At 47.9% G+C, this 16,686-nt stretch carries 10 protein-coding genes; 4 read left to right on the top strand and 6 right to left on the bottom strand.

Translation table 11 applies throughout. The features are described from left to right. The first annotated feature begins 962 nt into the window (after positions 1-962). A complete protein-coding gene (locus ACRCZA_RS03770) occupies positions 963-3,263 on the top strand; it encodes a hypothetical protein (protein ID WP_438673147.1) in 2,301 nt (766 codons plus the stop codon). 271 nt (positions 3,264-3,534) lie between these two features. On the opposite strand, the gene ACRCZA_RS03765 is transcribed toward ACRCZA_RS03770, so the two are convergent. Then, positions 3,535-5,613, bottom strand: a complete 2,079-nt coding sequence (locus ACRCZA_RS03765) for an amidohydrolase (RefSeq protein ID WP_438673146.1) — start codon at positions 5,611-5,613, stop codon at positions 3,535-3,537. 195 nt (positions 5,614-5,808) lie between these two features. Between ACRCZA_RS03765 and ACRCZA_RS03760 the strand changes: the two genes are divergently transcribed. Then, complete coding sequence (locus tag ACRCZA_RS03760) at positions 5,809-6,444, top strand: TetR/AcrR family transcriptional regulator (protein WP_438673145.1); 636 nt, start codon at positions 5,809-5,811, stop codon at positions 6,442-6,444. 328 nt (positions 6,445-6,772) lie between these two features. On the opposite strand, the gene ACRCZA_RS03755 is transcribed toward ACRCZA_RS03760, so the two are convergent. Then, complete coding sequence (locus ACRCZA_RS03755) at positions 6,773-7,417, bottom strand: MBL fold metallo-hydrolase (protein WP_438673144.1); 645 nt, start codon at positions 7,415-7,417, stop codon at positions 6,773-6,775. Positions 7,418-7,649: 232 nt separating this feature from the next. Here ACRCZA_RS03755 and ACRCZA_RS03750 point away from each other — a divergent pair, with 232 nt between their 5' ends. Further along, positions 7,650-8,939, top strand: coding sequence for an alpha/beta fold hydrolase (locus ACRCZA_RS03750; protein WP_438673143.1), 1,290 nt, complete (start codon positions 7,650-7,652; stop codon positions 8,937-8,939). 389 nt (positions 8,940-9,328) lie between these two features. On the opposite strand, the gene ACRCZA_RS03745 is transcribed toward ACRCZA_RS03750, so the two are convergent. Continuing rightward, the gene (locus tag ACRCZA_RS03745; RefSeq protein WP_438673142.1) at positions 9,329-11,440 is read right to left on the bottom strand and encodes a DNA topoisomerase III; all 2,112 of its coding nucleotides are present in this window, start codon (positions 11,438-11,440) and stop codon (positions 9,329-9,331) included. Between the two features lie 373 nt (positions 11,441-11,813). Between ACRCZA_RS03745 and ACRCZA_RS03740 the strand changes: the two genes are divergently transcribed. Further along, positions 11,814-13,319: an alanine/glycine:cation symporter family protein gene (locus ACRCZA_RS03740; RefSeq protein WP_438673141.1), complete on the top strand. Its 1,506-nt coding sequence runs from the start codon at positions 11,814-11,816 to the stop codon at positions 13,317-13,319. 216 nt (positions 13,320-13,535) lie between these two features. Here the strand turns inward: ACRCZA_RS03740 and purF are convergent, their stop codons facing one another. The 3 genes from purF to ACRCZA_RS03725 form a co-directional block, all read right to left on the bottom strand. Next, positions 13,536-15,050, bottom strand: coding sequence for an amidophosphoribosyltransferase (gene purF / locus ACRCZA_RS03735; protein WP_438673140.1), 1,515 nt, complete (start codon positions 15,048-15,050; stop codon positions 13,536-13,538). A gap of 204 nt (positions 15,051-15,254) precedes the next feature. Continuing rightward, positions 15,255-15,743 (bottom strand): CvpA family protein, encoded by a 489-nt coding sequence (locus tag ACRCZA_RS03730; protein WP_438673139.1) that lies wholly within the window; start codon positions 15,741-15,743, stop codon positions 15,255-15,257. Positions 15,744-15,855: 112 nt separating this feature from the next. After that, on the bottom strand, positions 15,856-16,686 hold an 831-nt coding region (locus tag ACRCZA_RS03725), incomplete at its 5' end, for an SPOR domain-containing protein (RefSeq protein WP_438673138.1).

The following is a 16,686-nucleotide window of genomic DNA, read 5'->3' as shown; positions in this document are numbered from 1 at the left end:
GGGCGCAGGACTTCAATGCCTTTAGCGCCGTGATCACGTCGATACAATCCAAACCTTAATCCATCCTGTATCCTCTTATCCCTAAACTGTGGACGATAAGATGCTGTGACGATGCGGAAGATGCTGGCGTCGGCAACTCAGTTGGCGGCCTTTCCTGCTGCGCCAGCGCTATTAGTTATGGGTGATAAACTATGAACGATGAACGATGAACTATGAGCTATGAACGATGGGCGATGAGCGATGGGCATCCCTTTGTCTCTCACGCCAGACTGTTACGGCGCCAGTTGCAATTTAACACCTTGCCCTTTTGCTCAGGGGTTCATATTGCTTCATTGCCTCAGAGTCTCTGCTGCCGTTCGGTTGTGCAGGGTACTGGTTCCGTTAATCCGCTCTATTCATCAAGTCACTGGCTCCTTGAACTGAATCGCTTGATCAGAGTCGCTTAATCAGAATCAGTTAATCATTGTCACTTGTACGAAGCCATTAAACACAGTCCCCATCTGCGAAGTCCTTAACAAAAATACCACTGTATTTTTATGGCTTAAGACTTGCCCACCGCGAGCTTAGCCTGCAAATATCACCCGCCCTTTGGGCTCTGCGCCACACGGCGCAACATTGCCGAGCACAACCACTCTGCAGACTGCGCTGTACGGTAGTCCCAACACGGCCCCGATGTTCAAACCAGCCGAACAGCTTGGTACAGTTCTAACACACTGTTTTATATAGACCGTCACAGCAAAGTGTGTCATTTGCGTTACAATTTTGAGTAAAAAAACAATACAAATCTTTAAATTAACCTTTCATTATCAATTGCTTACATCATTGGAATGAGAGTTGCTTCCTTAGGGCGGTAAAACGATGTTTGCTGCCCTCTTCGCGCACAAACGCAACGACCTAGGCAACAAGCTGATGTCCTAGCCGGCAAAAGCTGTCACACCGGCATAATATGGAGAGTATGCTTTATGAAAACGTTCCAATGTAGCAACCTGCTCAGGATGGTCAGAGCCACGCTGATAGGCGGCGCGGCGCTCACCGGCGCCCTGAGTCTTGTGCCCGCACAGGCGTCCTTTTTTCCACAAAAAATGGATCAAGCCTGTATGGCAGAACAGGCAGGCTTTGCCCTGAACTGTACCGCCAATGATGTCCGGGTCAGCAAAGTCGATAACATCAAAGATCTCAACGGCCAACCCGTGGTTGAGTGTGCCTTGGGTGAAATGGTAACCTTTTTAGCCGACGTAACCGTAGAAACCACGGCCACCGCCCGCTATGACTATTCGGTATATTTGCCTGAAGGCAGTTGGAGTGCCCAGGATCCTAATCCGAGTAACGAATGCTCTGTCCTTATCGGCCAAACCAATGGCCCTGGGGTCGATTTAGAAAAAAAACAGGATGTCTGCGCCGATATCAGCAAAGCGGCAGGATATAACCCCATCCATGTGTACAAAGCCGAACAAATCACCCTGTTCTGTCGTGACGATGATAACTCCGGCAAGGCCGAGTTCAATTACTGTATGGGCTGGCACAACAAGGACGGCAAGGACTGTAGCGAAACCAATCCCGCCGCACCCGGAACGCCCTCTAAGTGCCGCTGCGACTCCTTTGATATCAATGTTTTTGTCAAACCCACACCACCCAAAATCATCAAAACCTTAACCACCACGAACACCCTCGCAGAGTCCGGCGGTGAGTTCAGCTTCACCGCATCCTTTACCAATACCAATAAGAGTTCGCTCTTTGTCCAAAATCTATACGACATGGTGGATATCGACGCCGATGGCACCTATGACACCCCAATCAATCTCTGGGGGCCAGTCGTTAGCGCAGGTAGCAGTGATGGCCTGTACCTCACCGCCAGCAGTTGTACACAACCCGCCAACGGGGGCGAAATTCTCGCTGGCCAAACATACAGCTGTAATTTTACCGTGACTATCGTTGATCGGGATTTACCCGACGATCAAACTCCACAGTTTTATAACGATGTGATTAAGCTCAACCTGTGGGATAAGAATCAATCCCCTATTGGTGCTCCCGAAATGTGTCCAGAGGCCATCATGCCCGGTTCTGGAGACAACTGCTCTGAGATGGTTCAAGTCAACATCACCAATCTTGACCCCACCATCACAGTAACAAAGAGTCCAAATCCAGCACAAGTTCCTGAGTCTGGTGGTAATGTGACTTACACAGTGCGAGTCACTAATACTGCTGGCGCCTACGATTCCCCCTTGTCATTGGAATCCTTGGTGGACGATAAATTTGGTGATCTAAACGGTAAAGGGACTTGTAGCCTGAATCAAGCTATCGCCTACGGCGGCTCTTATGAATGCCAATTCACTGAGTTCATCAGTGGCCAAGGCGCAGGTGAACACCAAAATCTGGTGACGGCTAAAGCCTATGATGATGAACGTGATGAAGCGACCTCGTCCGACTCCGCGTTAGTGGTGATCAGTGATATTCCATCGGCCATCACCTTGGAAAAAACCGCCGATCCCACAGAGGTGCTCGAAACCGGTGATAACCCCAACCTCTACCGGGATGTGAATTACACCTTCCTGTTCAGCGTTAAATCCGATATTGAAGGCCAAACTACCGTGGATCCTGTCACCTTCAGTTCACTTAATGACGATCGATTTGGCGATCTCAGTGCGAACTGTATGATTGATAAGAAAAATGGATCCCCCATCTCCCCTGTAAGCCTGATTGGTTTTGTACTCAATCCCGGTGAATATGCAAGCTGTACCATCACCCGTCAACTGCAAGGTACCCGGGATGCTGCGCATACCAACCTAGCCACTATCTTGGGCGTTGATGCCGATGGCCAAGCGGTTGATGCCAAAGATGACGCGACGGTGAACTTCATTCCAGGGGTATACCCACTCCGGCTGGATTTTGCGACCAGTCTGTTAGTCGTCGTTGGCATCACCAATACCGATGTCTTCAACGCCACACTGACCTCACTTAAAGTCGGTGGTCTAAATGTGTTTACCGAAGAGGAAGATGTGGTTAAAGGGGTCAAAATCCTCAATAGTGGCGGCACCTATGAAGGTGAAAGCTACGGTGCATGTGAGGAAAACAAAGTCTTAAGCTACGCCGTTGACCCTGGTTTAGATGACACCCATATTTGTGCCTTTGTCATTGAATTTAGCCAAGGACTGACCAAAACCGATGCGATTGATTATGCTAACCTAATCGTTGCTGAATTAGTTAACGCTAAAGCAGATGCAACCACTGGCGATGTGGAGGTAAAAGTCGCGACTCAAGAATAACGCACGATTTAGCCAATGGTACTAAAAACCCAAAGCCAAGGGCCTCGCCCTTGGCTTTTTTCATTTTTAGTCTTCTACCAACCCAATAGGTAGCGCTTCATTTTTGCGCTAGGGCCAAAACGTCGCCACCTCACCATTTGACGTAAAGTGAATTGACATAAAACGTCTATTCTCTGTCATCGCCCCAACCCAAAGCCAACATGCACGCCACTCAAACGCTGGCAAGGCAGCGATGACGCTCGACAAGCTAAGCAAGAGGCGGTTGCCATAGTTAAGGTTGTGTGGGAGCTTGATAGACCGACTTGCCATCAAAAATCGTGGTCAACACTTGGGTGTCGTACACTTCATATACTTTTTCTGGATCGTCACTTTCAGCTAATTGGACAATATTACGGTCAATAATAATTAAGTCCGCCCGCTTACCCACTTCGATAGAGCCAACAAGATGATCCTGCCGTAATGCCTTCGCGCCATTAATGGTATAAGCCGCGATCATGTCGTGCACGCTTAAGGTTTGATTCGCATTGAGCGTAAACACCTCATCGCCCACTTTGGCATTGCGCGTCATCCCTGTGGCCATGTGTGAAAAAGGCACGGGCTCGCGCGTATCGACTGGCGCATCGCTGCCGGCGATTAATATGGCACCCGCCTCTTTGGCGGTTCTGGCAGGATAGCTCGCCTGAATATAATAACTGGCTTCATCATATAAGGTTTCTGGCTCAAGATTGGTCAGTTCTTCGACAAAGGGCATCACACTCAGATCATAAAAATAATCAGGAATTGCCCATCCATAAGTAAACGCGAGGTAAATGCCAAGTGCCCCTAAACGTTTTTGATCGTCCGGGTGAACAACTTGCATATGCGCAATGGTGTGGGGCAGTGTACTGTTTTTATTATGAGTTTTTGCCGCTTCTATGGCATCAATGGCCGCCCTAACGGCCCCATCGCCGACAGCGTGCATATGTACCGCAAAATCGGCACTGTCGAGCTTAGTCACAAAGGTATTTAAAAACTCAACGGCAGGCACGCTTTCGCCCTTAAGCGTTAAAGTGTCACCATTAGCGGCCAGTAATTCGCCTCGCTCTGCAACACATTGAGAGGGATGATACTGATGGATCGCCATAAAATCATTTACTTCATCTTGCTCATCATAATCCTCAGCTTGGCTGCGGACTTTTTGGCACAACTCACTGTTTAAATCAACATAACCATCCAGTGAGACTTGGCCTTGATCCAATGCCGAGAGATTAACGATAGGTTGTTTAAAATGATTGATCATCACCGACGTTGGCAAGGTGGGCGGCACTTCAATAATGCTGCCTTCCTGCACCCCATCGATCATAATTTTTACCGCATCGGCCTTCATATACGGGTATTGGCGCAGGCTATCGCGAGTGTTTGTCACCTTAGTGATTAACGCGGCATAATCCACTTTACCTTGCTGCACAAAGCCACTGACACTATATGCCTGTGCGGCGGTGAGCCTAAAACTCATGTTACCTGTCGCGGCCAATGTTTTGTATAAGGCTAATTCAGCATCACCCACCCAAGCATCTTGCACCGAAGTGATCCCATACTTATTGAGTTTTTTGGCGATTTTAGGCAATTCCTGTGGATTTTGCTGCAATGGATATAAAAAGTTCGGCACCCCCACTAAGTGCACCGCCGATTCCGTCAAATTGCCATTAGGATTGCCCTCGGCATCAACAGCAACAAAGGGACGGTATTGGCTAAATTCATTCGCAAGTGTGGCTTTGTTAAGGCCGACAACTTGCCCTTGAGCATTTTTTACCTGCGAAAATGCAAAGGAATTGGCGGCGGCAGAATGGCCATCTGGGCCGGCTAAATAGACGGGCTGTGTGGTAGAAATAGCATCTAATGCACTGATTAAATTTGGGTAGTTTGCTGTAGGTTCATTGCCAATGTAAGAGTTCCACTGCAAAACAAAAATGATCTCTTTATCATCATATTGATACTTCACTCGACAGGCTTGTAATGCTGAGACGAGCTGATCAAGATCCATGGACTCGACACCTAAGTCACAAACGTCAACATCGACAATGCCCGTTGGATGAATATGCGCATCATGTAGTCCTGGGAGCATCATTTTTTTCTGTAAATCGTGGACAATGGTGCTGCTGCCCACATACTTTTGCGCACCTTGAGTACTGCCGACGTAAATAATCTCCCCCGCCTTAATTGCCACGGCCTCAGCAACGGTTCGCTGGTTATCAACCGTGTAAACATAGCCATTTTGATACACATCATCGGCTATCGGTTCGCTGTTATTGCCACACGCCGTGAGCACACACGCACTCACGATAGTCATCGTCCATTTTATGAATCGCATTACCATTTTGCCCCTGTAGTTTTCAGTAATTACTAAAATAAACTACAAGGTATTGAGTATTTTTCAAGCTATTTGTTTTAAATATTTTACATAATTGTTAAATATGTGTGATTTTGCAGGCTTTTTATGTTGTATCGCCAAGCTAAGCACTCGCGATAAAATATGCTAGAGTAGGCTTTTCATGGAGGATAAACATTGATTGAATTAGCCGTTCCCGCACACCTACAATTACGCAAGCAACCTAAACAAAAACGCAGCCACGCGTTAATTGCCAACATTATCGATTGCACAGAATCCTTAGTGCAGCAACTGGGTTATCAAGCGGTCAATACCAATGCGATTGCGCAACGTGCTGGTATTCATGTCAAATCGTTATATGAATTTTTCCCCAATAAGGAATCTATCCTTTATTACATTGCTGATCAGTGGTTATTATCTCTGCGAAAAATGTGCATTGAGTATGAATCGGCGCAGTATTTAACCTTAGATTGGCGGCGCTATTTTTTTGAGCTGCATCAAGGATGTAGAGCTGATGGGCGCTATGAAAAAAATTACAACTCATTGCAAGGACTATGGGATTTAATGCCCGAGTTCATCGCCTTAGACGAGTTCCATCGACAATTTCTCATTGCTTTTCATATCAAACACTTTCGCCGTTTTGGGGCGAAGCAGTCTGACGAAGAATTAACAACGTTATGCCATTTTTTGATGGGTATGGAAGATGGTCTCGGGCTGGTATTGGCCCAAGTTAACCATGAGCAAGCCGCACAGTTATCCAAGTTACATTTCGAGACGATCTGTTTTCATCTTGAAAAAATTCTTGAACACTAAGGCATGTTGAACTTGAGAGGTTGCTTTTGCAGCAGCGGTGCTAACGTTTATGCAAGACAACGTCCGTACTGCGCCGTGATTTCTGGCTCTGGCCGTAGCCTGAGCCAATCCTAGTGACACTAGCCCTGCTGTAAACGGTTAACCACCGACGTTCAGGACAGTGATGTAGGCGGCACAAAACCTGCACCGCTTAACCGATCACACTCACTGCTAGCACTTGCACAGAAACTCACCAAAAGCATGAACGAAAAGTACTCACGCAAAGTGCTAACGCAAAGAACTCACGCAAAGTACTGGCCGCTGCGAAGGAGACAAAAGAAGATCGCGATTACAACAATAACTGATCTGCAACAAAGGGGTTATGCTCACGCTCCTGAGCAAACGTCGACAGCGGACCATGCCCGGGGATAAACTCCACTTCGCCGCCCAAAGGCCACAATTTTGCCGTGATCGAATGTATAAGATGCTGATGATTTGATTGAGGAAAATCCGTACGCCCAATCGAGCTTCTAAATAAAATATCCCCCACCCAAGCAAGCTTGTCCGCCTGCGAATAAAAAGCCACATGCCCAGGGGTATGGCCCGGACAATGGAGCACACTAAGGGTTTGCTCACCGACCGTCACCACATCACCATCCTGCAGATACTGATCCGGCTCAAAGGCTTCGCAAGCGGGAAAACCAAAATTGTGACTCTGCTTAGGCAAATTCTCGAACCAAAATTTATCGGCAATATGAGGGCCAACTATCGGAATATGTACTTTATCAGCCAATAACTTAGCACCACCAACATGGTCGATATGCCCATGGGTTAACAAAATTTTATCAAGCGTCAATCCAAGCTTTGCCGTCTCAGCCAGAATACGATCTATGTTGCCTCCCGGATCGACAACCGCAGCACGCTTGGTTTTTTCACACCAAATCAAGCTGCAATTTTGCTGAAAAGGTGTCACAGGAATAATTTGATACTTCATAGCTTCAATCTCGTATTGTCCATAGCCGTTAGATTACGCTAAGTCGCTCATCATGACTTAATTTGTTGCAACAAAAATTGATCTTAACCAAAGCCTAAGCAAAAACTGCAAACTTGCGACAAAATCACTTTTCGATACAATTTTTCGATACAATCAGCCCAAAAGGTTTAGCCAATCGCATTATCCCATAGGCTAACCCCCTGCACTTAAGCCTACTCCTAGAGGTCAATTGATGAAACCCGATATTGTGCTTGCCGGCGTACTCGCCAAAAAACATACTTTTACGCTACCGCTCAATTACCAACAACCCATCGCCAGCCAGATTAACGTCTTTGCCCGAGAACTGTGCAGCACTGAAAATCAAGATAAAAAACTGCCCTACCTCGTGTTTTTCCAAGGGGGGCCGGGATTTGCCGCCATGCGCCCCGCCAGCAACAGTGGCTGGATCCGCCGCGCCTTAAAAGAATATCGCGTCTTACTGCTCGATCAACGGGGCACAGGACTTTCGACCCCCATTAATTATCAAAGCCTTAAACACCTCTCGCCCGCTGAGCAAGCGCACTACCTCAGTCATTTTAGGGCCGATAATATTGTGAGAGATGCCGAAGCCATTCGCGCCCAACTCTGTCCCGCCGACAAATGGGCGATCCTCGGGCAAAGCTTTGGCGGCTTTTGCGTGATGCATTATTTAAGCGCCGCGCCTCAAGGCGTGAGTGAAGCCTATATCACCGGCGGCATTCCCTCCTTAACTCGCAGCGGTGATGAGGTCTACTACGCGACCTATCAACGAGTACTCGCAAAAAATAAAGCCTTCTTCCAACGCTTCCACGATGCCCAACATTTAGTGACACGTTTAGCAAATCATCTCATTGAAAATGAAGTGTATTTAGCCACAGGAGAGCGCCTCACGGTAGAAATGCTCCAACTGCTTGGTATTCACTTAGGCATGGAGCAAGGACCTGAAGCGGTTTACTATTTACTCGAACAAGCGCTGGTGCGCACTCCCCAAGGAGAGTATGTTAATCCACTGTTTTTAAATCATTTTTGCCAATTGCTTGACTATAACACTCACCCCATTTTTGCCCTGTTACACGAGGCTATTTACTGCCAGCACACAGCATCCCAGTGGGCTGCGGACCGAGTGAGAGCCCAGTATCCCGCCTTTAATTACCGTCAGGGCAAACCGTTCCTATTTACCGGTGAGATGATTTATCCATGGATGTTTGAACAGTTTACTCACCTGCGCCCCCTCAAGGCTGCAGCACAGCTCCTCGCCGAAAAATCTGACTGGCCAGATCTCTATCATCTTGAGCAGTTAAAGCACAATCGAGTGCCAGTTGCCGCCGCGATTTACAGCGAGGATATGTTCGTTGAAATGCACTATAGCCTCGAAACCGCACAGCAAATTGGCCAGCTAAAATATTGGCTTACCTCCGAATATGAGCATAACGGCATCCGCATCGACGGTGAACGGATTTTAGATAAACTCATCCAACTCAATCGTGGCATTGCCTTAAGATAAGAATGAATTTTTAAGGGTTGATTAAGCAACAACTGCCATTGTGTGCTGGCTCCTCATCCAATTGAGTGATTATTCGGCAACATTACAAGACTATTGCTCCTGCAATGGTTTGTTAAACATGATTTCCCGAAAGAGTAAGCTGCCTTGGTTTACTCTTTTTTTTTGAGTCAATAATGCACTCAATAGCTCACGCAAGAGCTGACACAAGAGCTCACTCATAGGCTTGAGAACCAAGCTCCTTAGCTGATATCAATGTTAACCAGCCACGGCAAAAGACTCAGATAACAGCAGCATATTCACCCTCCACCAGCACAGCCAAGTGAAACCGGCATACTCAGGTGAAACCGGTATAGTCAAGTACAACCAGCATGCTCAGTTATCCCTCAGGCTCACACCACCTCCGAGAGCGATTGACGTCCCCGCCGCTGAGGAACGATCGCCTTGGTTGTCATCGTCGATTTTTTTGATGACGCTGTTATTGAAGACGATTTTTTCGAGGGCGATGTTCTTGAGATAGGGCGTTTTGGATTGGTGGATTTACGCTGCCCCGATTTTCGTCCCTTAGCCCCTTGATAGCCCTGCCCCTTTAGGCCATTAAGGGCAGCAGGTAATTGGGCGCCGGCATGTTGGATCAACGAATGAAGCGTAGCAAGTAGTGGCTGCATAAATCCCTGATAAGAGATTTCTTTATGGCAAATACCGTTCAAACTTGCCTCCCATAGCGCCGTCATATCCGGGGTGGTAGCACTGGCGGGTAAACTGTTAATTAAGCCCCGACCGACATTGGTCGATACAATGGTTTTGCCCTGTCGTTGTAAAAAGCCGCGTTTAAACAGCAGCTCAATAATACCTGCACGGGTAGCTTCAGTTCCTAAGCCATCGGTTTCTTTTAGGATTTTACGGATCTCAGGATCCGTAACGTAGCGGCTGATGCCCGTCATGGCGCTAAGGAGCGTCGCATCGGTAAAGGCCTTCGGTGGTTGAGTCTGTTTTTCAACTAACTCTCCCCGCAGACAATGTAAAGATTGTCCCAAGGTCAGCGGCGGTAGTAGGCCTGTCAATTCATCCTGTTCATCGTCTTGCTCCGCTTGTTGAGTGGCTTGAGGCTGTTGATGTGGTTGATCCCCTTGGTGCATTTGCTGAACAAAGAGTTGTTTCCAACCAAGCGACTGCTGTTGACGCGCTTTCGTCGTAAACAAACCGCCCGCAATGGTGACTTGCACCGCGGTTTCACGGTAACAATAGGCGGGGTAAAACTGCGCGACATACTGCCGTGCAATGTGAAGATAAAGCTGCTTTTCCCGACCACTTAAACTGGATAGCTGCGCGGGTTTCTCTGTCGGGATAATGGCGTGGTGGGCATCAACTTTTTTATCGTCCCACGCCTTGGATTTAAGCCGGGGATCCGGCATATCGATGCCTTGAATTAACTCACTCGCGCCCTGACTTATCGCCTTCAATACTAATGGCGCAAGGCTATGTTGCTCCAAAGGTAAATAACGACTGTCGGAGCGCGGATAGGTAATCAGTTTATGCCGCTCGTACAAACTCTGGCAGGTATCCAACACCTCTTTCGCACTCATACCAAACCGTTTCGCCGCGTCGATTTGTAATGCCGATAGACTGTAGGGCAAAGGTGCGGCTTGCTGCTTATCTTTCGAGGTCAATTGGGTCACACGAGCGGGTTGATCCGTTATCCTATTCACCACGTTTTGCGCTAAACCTTTGGCTAACACTCGCCCATCGGCATCCATGTAAGGTAAACAAGCATCACTGGGCTGCCACTTTGCGCTAAAGCCTTCTTGCTGCTGAGTGGTTAAATGCGCAAGCACCTCATAAAAGGGCTTAGATTGAAAATTCGCGATGTCCTCATCACGGCGCACCACCAATCCAAGCAGCGGCGTTTGCACTCGGCCGACGGATAATACGCCCTGATAACCAACCTTTTGTCCTTGAATGGTATAGGCTCGCGTCATGTTCATCCCATAAAGCCAGTCGGCGCGGCTACGAGCTAAAGCACTGGTCGATAAGGGGATAAACTCACGGTTACTGCGCTGCTGCGACAAGGCACGCTTAACCGCCTGCGGATTTAAATCACTGATAAGTAATCGCTGGATCTGATGTAATTTATCCCCGGTAACACCAAGGTACGCGATCACCTCGTCAACCAACAGTTGGCCTTCACGGTCAGGATCGCCCGCATTCACCAATGTCGTGGCTTGCTTGACCAACTTTTTTAATACCGAGAGTTGGCTGCGCGTCGCCGCCTTAGGCTGAAGCTGCCATTTATCCGGAACTATCGGTAAATGCTCAAACTTCCAGGATTTGTAATCAGGATGATAGGCATCGGGCGGAGCTTGCTCGAGTAAATGCCCCACACACCAAGACACGCAATCACCATTGGCCGCTTGAATAAAGCCTTCGCCTTTTTTATGGGGCCGCGGCAACACATCGGCAATGGCGCGGCCTAGGCTGGGTTTTTCAGCAATATAGAGGATCATACAGGCATTAATCACTGGATATAATTACAGTGTAATTTAGCCCATATCTCCTTTCCGTGCAAACTAAGCGCCGCGTTTATGTAGCGCGTAGGCTGCCGTGGCGACCTTACATCACCGTAAATGGCGTCAGCGTCATTGTTGTCACTCTTTTTGAGCCAATCCTAGGGGATTGACCCCTTCATCGAAACAAACAATAAAATATCATTTTTTTAACACATTTAGCTGGGAACCTCACTGAAAACTCGCTATGTTGTGCTTCGTCAGGTTGATTGCATCGGCGCGACTGAAAATACATCGTCTAACTGCCCATCCATTCATTTGACACCATGAGTAAAAACTTCGACAGAACAACAAAATAAAGGAGTTGCTGTAGATGACTGAACTAGTCAATACCCTCAATAGTATTATTTGGAGCCCAGCGCTCATCTATTTATGCCTCGGCGTTGGGCTGTATTTTTCGCTAAGGACTCGCTTCTTGCAGCTACGCCACCTTGCTGAGATGGTGCGACTGATGTTTGATGGTAAAAGCACCGATGCAGGCGTGTCTTCCTTCCAAGCGCTGGCGATGACACTGGCAGGCCGTGTCGGTACAGGGAACATTGCAGGGGTCGCCACGGCCATTACCTTTGGTGGCCCAGGTGCGCTTTTTTGGATGTGGATGGTGGCATTTTTAGGGGCGAGTTCCGCCTTTGTTGAATCGACCCTCGGCCAAGTCTATAAAGAAAAAATTAACGGCGAATACCGCGGTGGGCCGGCATTTTATATTGAGAAAGGCCTCGGCATGAAATGGTACGCTTGGACCTTTGCTATCGCCACCATTTTTGCCTGCGGGGTGTTACTGCCAGGCGTGCAAGCCAACTCCATTGGCTCCAGCTTAAAAACCGCTTTTAATATCGATCCCAATGTCACGGCTGCCGTATTAGCCGTATTACTCGGTTTTATTATTTTCGGCGGCGTCAAACGCATTGCTCAGTTTGCTAGCATGGTCGTGCCCTTTATGGCGCTTGGCTATATTATTGTCGCCTGTGTGATTATCGCGCTCAATATCGGTCAGTTGCCCGCTATTTTATGGTTAATTATCAAAAGTGCCTTTGGCTTGGATGCAGGCTTTGGCGCCATTTTAGGCCTCGCCATTATGTGGGGGGTTAAACGCGGAGTATATTCTAACGAAGCCGGTCAAGGTACTGGCCCACACGCATCCTCAGCGGCTGCGGTCAGCCATCCGGCTAAACAAGGCTTAGTGCAAGCCTTCTCCGTTTACGTTGATACCCTATTTGTGTGTTCTGCTACCGGGTTTATGTTACTTATCACCGGTCTTTATAATGTGCAGGGGCCAGATGGGGCTGCGCTTTACACTGGTATCGCGGGGGTAGCGGCAGGTCCTGGCTACGTCCAAACTGCCATGGAAAGCATGATGCCCGGCTTTGGTAATATGTTTGTGGCGATTGCATTGTTCTTTTTCGCTTTTACTACCATAGTGGCCTATTACTACATCGCCGAAACCAACATTGCTTATATTAATCGCAAAGTGAATCGCCCGTGGCTAACCGTGGTGCTGAAAATCACCCTCATGGCCTCGACAGTATACGGTACCGTCAAAACTGCCGAATTGGCATGGGGCATGGGAGATATTGGCGTGGGTCTGATGGCATGGCTTAATATCATCGCGATTCTGTTATTACAAAAAACGGCGTTCACCTGCTTAAAAGACTATGAGCAGCAGCAAGCCCAAGGGCTAGATCCCACTTTTGACCCTAAAAAGCTCGGGATCAAGCATGCCGATTACTGGGAAAAAATTCATCAGGATCAAGCCATTGCTCCCGTAGCGCTAAGCAAAGATGCCGCAACCATTGAGGCGGACAAGTCATCATCTTGCTAACTCTAGCGCCAGCGTGAAGCGTAACTACGTGACTATGTGACTAAGAGTGAAGAAGAGTGAAGCGTAAGAGCGACAGACTCAGGTTAACGGCAGTTCCTCACTAAAGTGATGGCAAACCGCGAAAACCAAAAAGCCAGTGAATAATCACTGGCTTTTTGACTTTGGGATGCGTGGTTAACCGTTATCACGTAACACGCATTGACTCACAACGAGCCCTTAGGGATGGCAAACGTTATGTAGTTCGAGATTCGTGCCAATATCTTTATTGCGATCGGCTTTAGCATCATCGTTGCGCAACTGCGTTAAATGATCTAAATAGGCCTGATCCACATCATTAGTGATGTAATGACCGTCAAACACAGAAGTCTCAAACCGCTTGATCTCCGGATTTTCCATTCTCACCGCTTCGACTAAATCGGCTAAATTTTGGAAAATAATACCATCAGCACCTATGAGTTTTGCTATTTCATCAGCATCCCGCCCATGGGCGATAAGCTCGTTCGACGTTGGCATGTCGATACCGTACACATTCGGAAAACGAATTTCTGGAGCCGCAGAAGCAAAGTACACTTTTTTGGCACCTGCTTCACGGGCCATTTCGATGATCTGCTCAGAAGTCGTGCCACGCACAATGGAGTCATCCACCAGCAGGACATTTTTCCCTTTAAATTCGGTATTAATGGCATTGAGCTTACGGCGCACCGACTTTTTACGCTCTTGTTGGCCCGGCATAATAAACGTGCGGCCAATATAGCGGTTTTTCACAAAGCCTTGGCGATAGGGCAAATCCATACAACGGGCGATTTCCAACGCGATATCACACGAGGTCTCAGGAATGGGGATGACCACATCAATGTCATGGTCATACCATTCCTTTTTAATTTTCTCGCCAAGTTTAGCCCCCATGTTAACGCGGCTCGCGTAAACAGAGATGTTATCAATCGTAGAGTCTGGGCGCGCAAAATAGACAAATTCAAAGATACAAGGCGCATAGCTCGGCTCTTTGGCGCATTGGCGAGTATAGAGCTCACCATTTACGGAGATGTAAATCGCCTCTCCAGGAGCAACATCACGCATCACTTCAAAGCCAACCGCATCAAGTGCAACACTCTCAGAGGCGACCATATATTCAATCCCTGTGGGGGTTTCATGTTTTCCCAGCACCAAAGGACGAATACCAAAAGGATCGCGAAATGCCACTAATCCTTGGCCAATAATCATGGCCACCACGGCATAAGCGCCACGAGCCTGTTCATGAACTTTAGCAACCGCATCAAATACTTCCTCAGAAGTTAATGCGAGGCTGGTAGTTTTTTGTAACTCGTCTGCGAGCAGATTTAATAACACTTCAGAGTCTGAAGTGGTATTCACATGGCGACGCTTTTTGATCAAACCTTCGGCCAATTCTAAGGTATTCGTTAAATTGCCATTGTGGGCTAAAGAAATCCCAAATGGCGAGTTAACGTAGAATGGCTGAGCTTCAGAGGCGCTTGAACTGCCCGCCGTGGGATAACGCACATGCCCAATGCCGGCATTGCCTTGGAGGCGCTGCATATGTTTGACTTCAAATACGTCTTTGACCAGACCATTGGCTTTACGTAGTCTGAAAGCACCACGATCAACAGTGACAATACCTGCCGCATCCTGACCTCTGTGCTGAAGCACGGTCAGTGCATCATAAATGGTCTGATTAACCGATGATTGGCCAACTATTCCGACGATACCACACATGGGTAAGCTTCCTCATTGTAAGATGTTCTATGCCCTTTCATGTTGAAATATAAGTAAAAGGTAAAATCATCCCCCACGAGGGTTCATTTCACTACGACGGTTCACTTGCCAAGAGGTTATTTGCCATTACTCACCAAAGCCCCTCACAACAACCGTAGCCATCACGCCTACTTATCCTTCAACATTTAGGATAATTTTCTTTTTTTATAGTTTAGGTACAAAGCTGGAGGTGTTTTCCAAGTAGTTAAAAAACCATTGAATTACAACGCCAAATTCGGGTACTAACACCGAGTCCTTCCACCACTGAGCATTGGGAGATCCGGTAAAAGCATCCATAAAAAACAATAAAGCACTGACGATTAACGCGCCCCTTACGGCGCCAAAACACAGACCTAAGAGCCTGTCCGTGCCCGACAATCCCGTTTTCACTACGAGCTGGCCGAGGATGTAATTGACCAAGGCGCCAAGGATTAGCGTGGTAATAAACAGGATGGCAATCGACACGCCATTACGGAGCAACTCGTCATTCAACTGAGTGAGGTGAATGGCAAGATCTTGATAAAATTGGCTGGCAACAAAAAAAGCGGCAAACCAGACCACGAGGGACATGGCTTCTTTAGCAAAACCACGGATAAGACTGATAAGAGTCGATAATCCGATGATAAAAATAATAGCGTAATCAATCCAAACCATTGAGATGGCTTTCCGACATAGGCTTTAAGACGGCGCGATTCTACCAGAGACTGAAGTGATTCTCACCCCTCGCGAGGTAAATAAATGCATTTCAGTCTCGGTTTTATCACCATTAAGATTCTAAGGGGTTAAACGGGACAATTCGTCCTTTTAAGCGCAGCCGCGCTTCAATATCTTCCTGCATTTTCTTCAACTTAGCTTCGGAGATATCCGGGCCAACAAACACTTTAGTCAGGACGCCATCCTTAGGAGTGCTCGGCACGGTATAAGCTTTAAAGCCATTTTTACGCAGCTGGGCCACTAAACCTTGCACATTGGCGGCATTGCTAAAGGCCCCTAATTGCAAAGTGAGACCGGGCTTATTGAGTGATTCACGACTGACAACTCTTATCTCATCTTTAACCGCAGGCTTTGGCGCTTCAGCCTTGGGTTTAACAGGCGTGGCTTTTTCGGCAGTCGTTTTATCGGTTTTAGCGACCGTAGTGGACTTGGTCTCAGGCTTTTTAGCTGGCTCCGTTTTCGTCACTGTTGGTTTTGGCGCCTCCTTCTTAGGTGCCGTTGCCGCAGTGTTAACAGGTTGAGCCTGACTTACGGTGGCCTTGGCAGGCGCGGCGGGAGTGAGATGTTGCCCACTCTGAGCAGGTTGCGTGAGCGTTTTAGACTCAACCTGAGGTAATGCCTTTGCCCCCGCGGGAGCGGATGCCACGAGTTCGCCATCGCTATCAACAGCGCCATCGTCAACGCCCTGAGCGATATCATCGGCAGGCAATGCCTCGAACATGTCTGCGGGCAGGTCTTCACTATTACCCTGAGCATGATTCTGAGCAATGGCCACCGGCCGCAGGGGGATTTCGGCAAACTGCTCTTCTTTACGATCCTTTTTTCCGTCCAAAATATCCGGCAGAAAAATGACCCCAAGGGCCACCAGCACCACAGTGCCGAC

Source organism: Shewanella sp. (genome assembly GCF_051658185.1).
GTDB lineage: Bacteria > Pseudomonadota > Gammaproteobacteria > Enterobacterales > Shewanellaceae > Shewanella.
The sequence above is the reverse complement of the archived record's forward strand: the minus strand, read 5'-3'. Positions and strand labels throughout refer to the sequence as shown.

What these genes read in the sequence shown, in the direction of transcription:
- ACRCZA_RS03730 (WP_438673139.1), bottom strand. Translation starts at nt 15,743, where the DNA reads ATGGTTTGGATTGATTACGCTATTATTTTTATCATCGGATTATCGACT.
- ACRCZA_RS03750 (WP_438673143.1), top strand. Translation starts at nt 7,650, where the DNA reads ATGAAACCCGATATTGTGCTTGCCGGCGTACTCGCCAAAAAACATACT.
- purF (WP_438673140.1), bottom strand. Translation starts at nt 15,050, where the DNA reads ATGTGTGGTATCGTCGGAATAGTTGGCCAATCATCGGTTAATCAGACC.
- ACRCZA_RS03740 (WP_438673141.1), top strand. Translation starts at nt 11,814, where the DNA reads ATGACTGAACTAGTCAATACCCTCAATAGTATTATTTGGAGCCCAGCG.
- ACRCZA_RS03770 (WP_438673147.1), top strand. Translation starts at nt 963, where the DNA reads ATGAAAACGTTCCAATGTAGCAACCTGCTCAGGATGGTCAGAGCCACG.
- ACRCZA_RS03755 (WP_438673144.1), bottom strand. Translation starts at nt 7,417, where the DNA reads ATGAAGTATCAAATTATTCCTGTGACACCTTTTCAGCAAAATTGCAGC.
- ACRCZA_RS03765 (WP_438673146.1), bottom strand. Translation starts at nt 5,613, where the DNA reads ATGCGATTCATAAAATGGACGATGACTATCGTGAGTGCGTGTGTGCTC.
- ACRCZA_RS03745 (WP_438673142.1), bottom strand. Translation starts at nt 11,440, where the DNA reads ATGATCCTCTATATTGCTGAAAAACCCAGCCTAGGCCGCGCCATTGCC.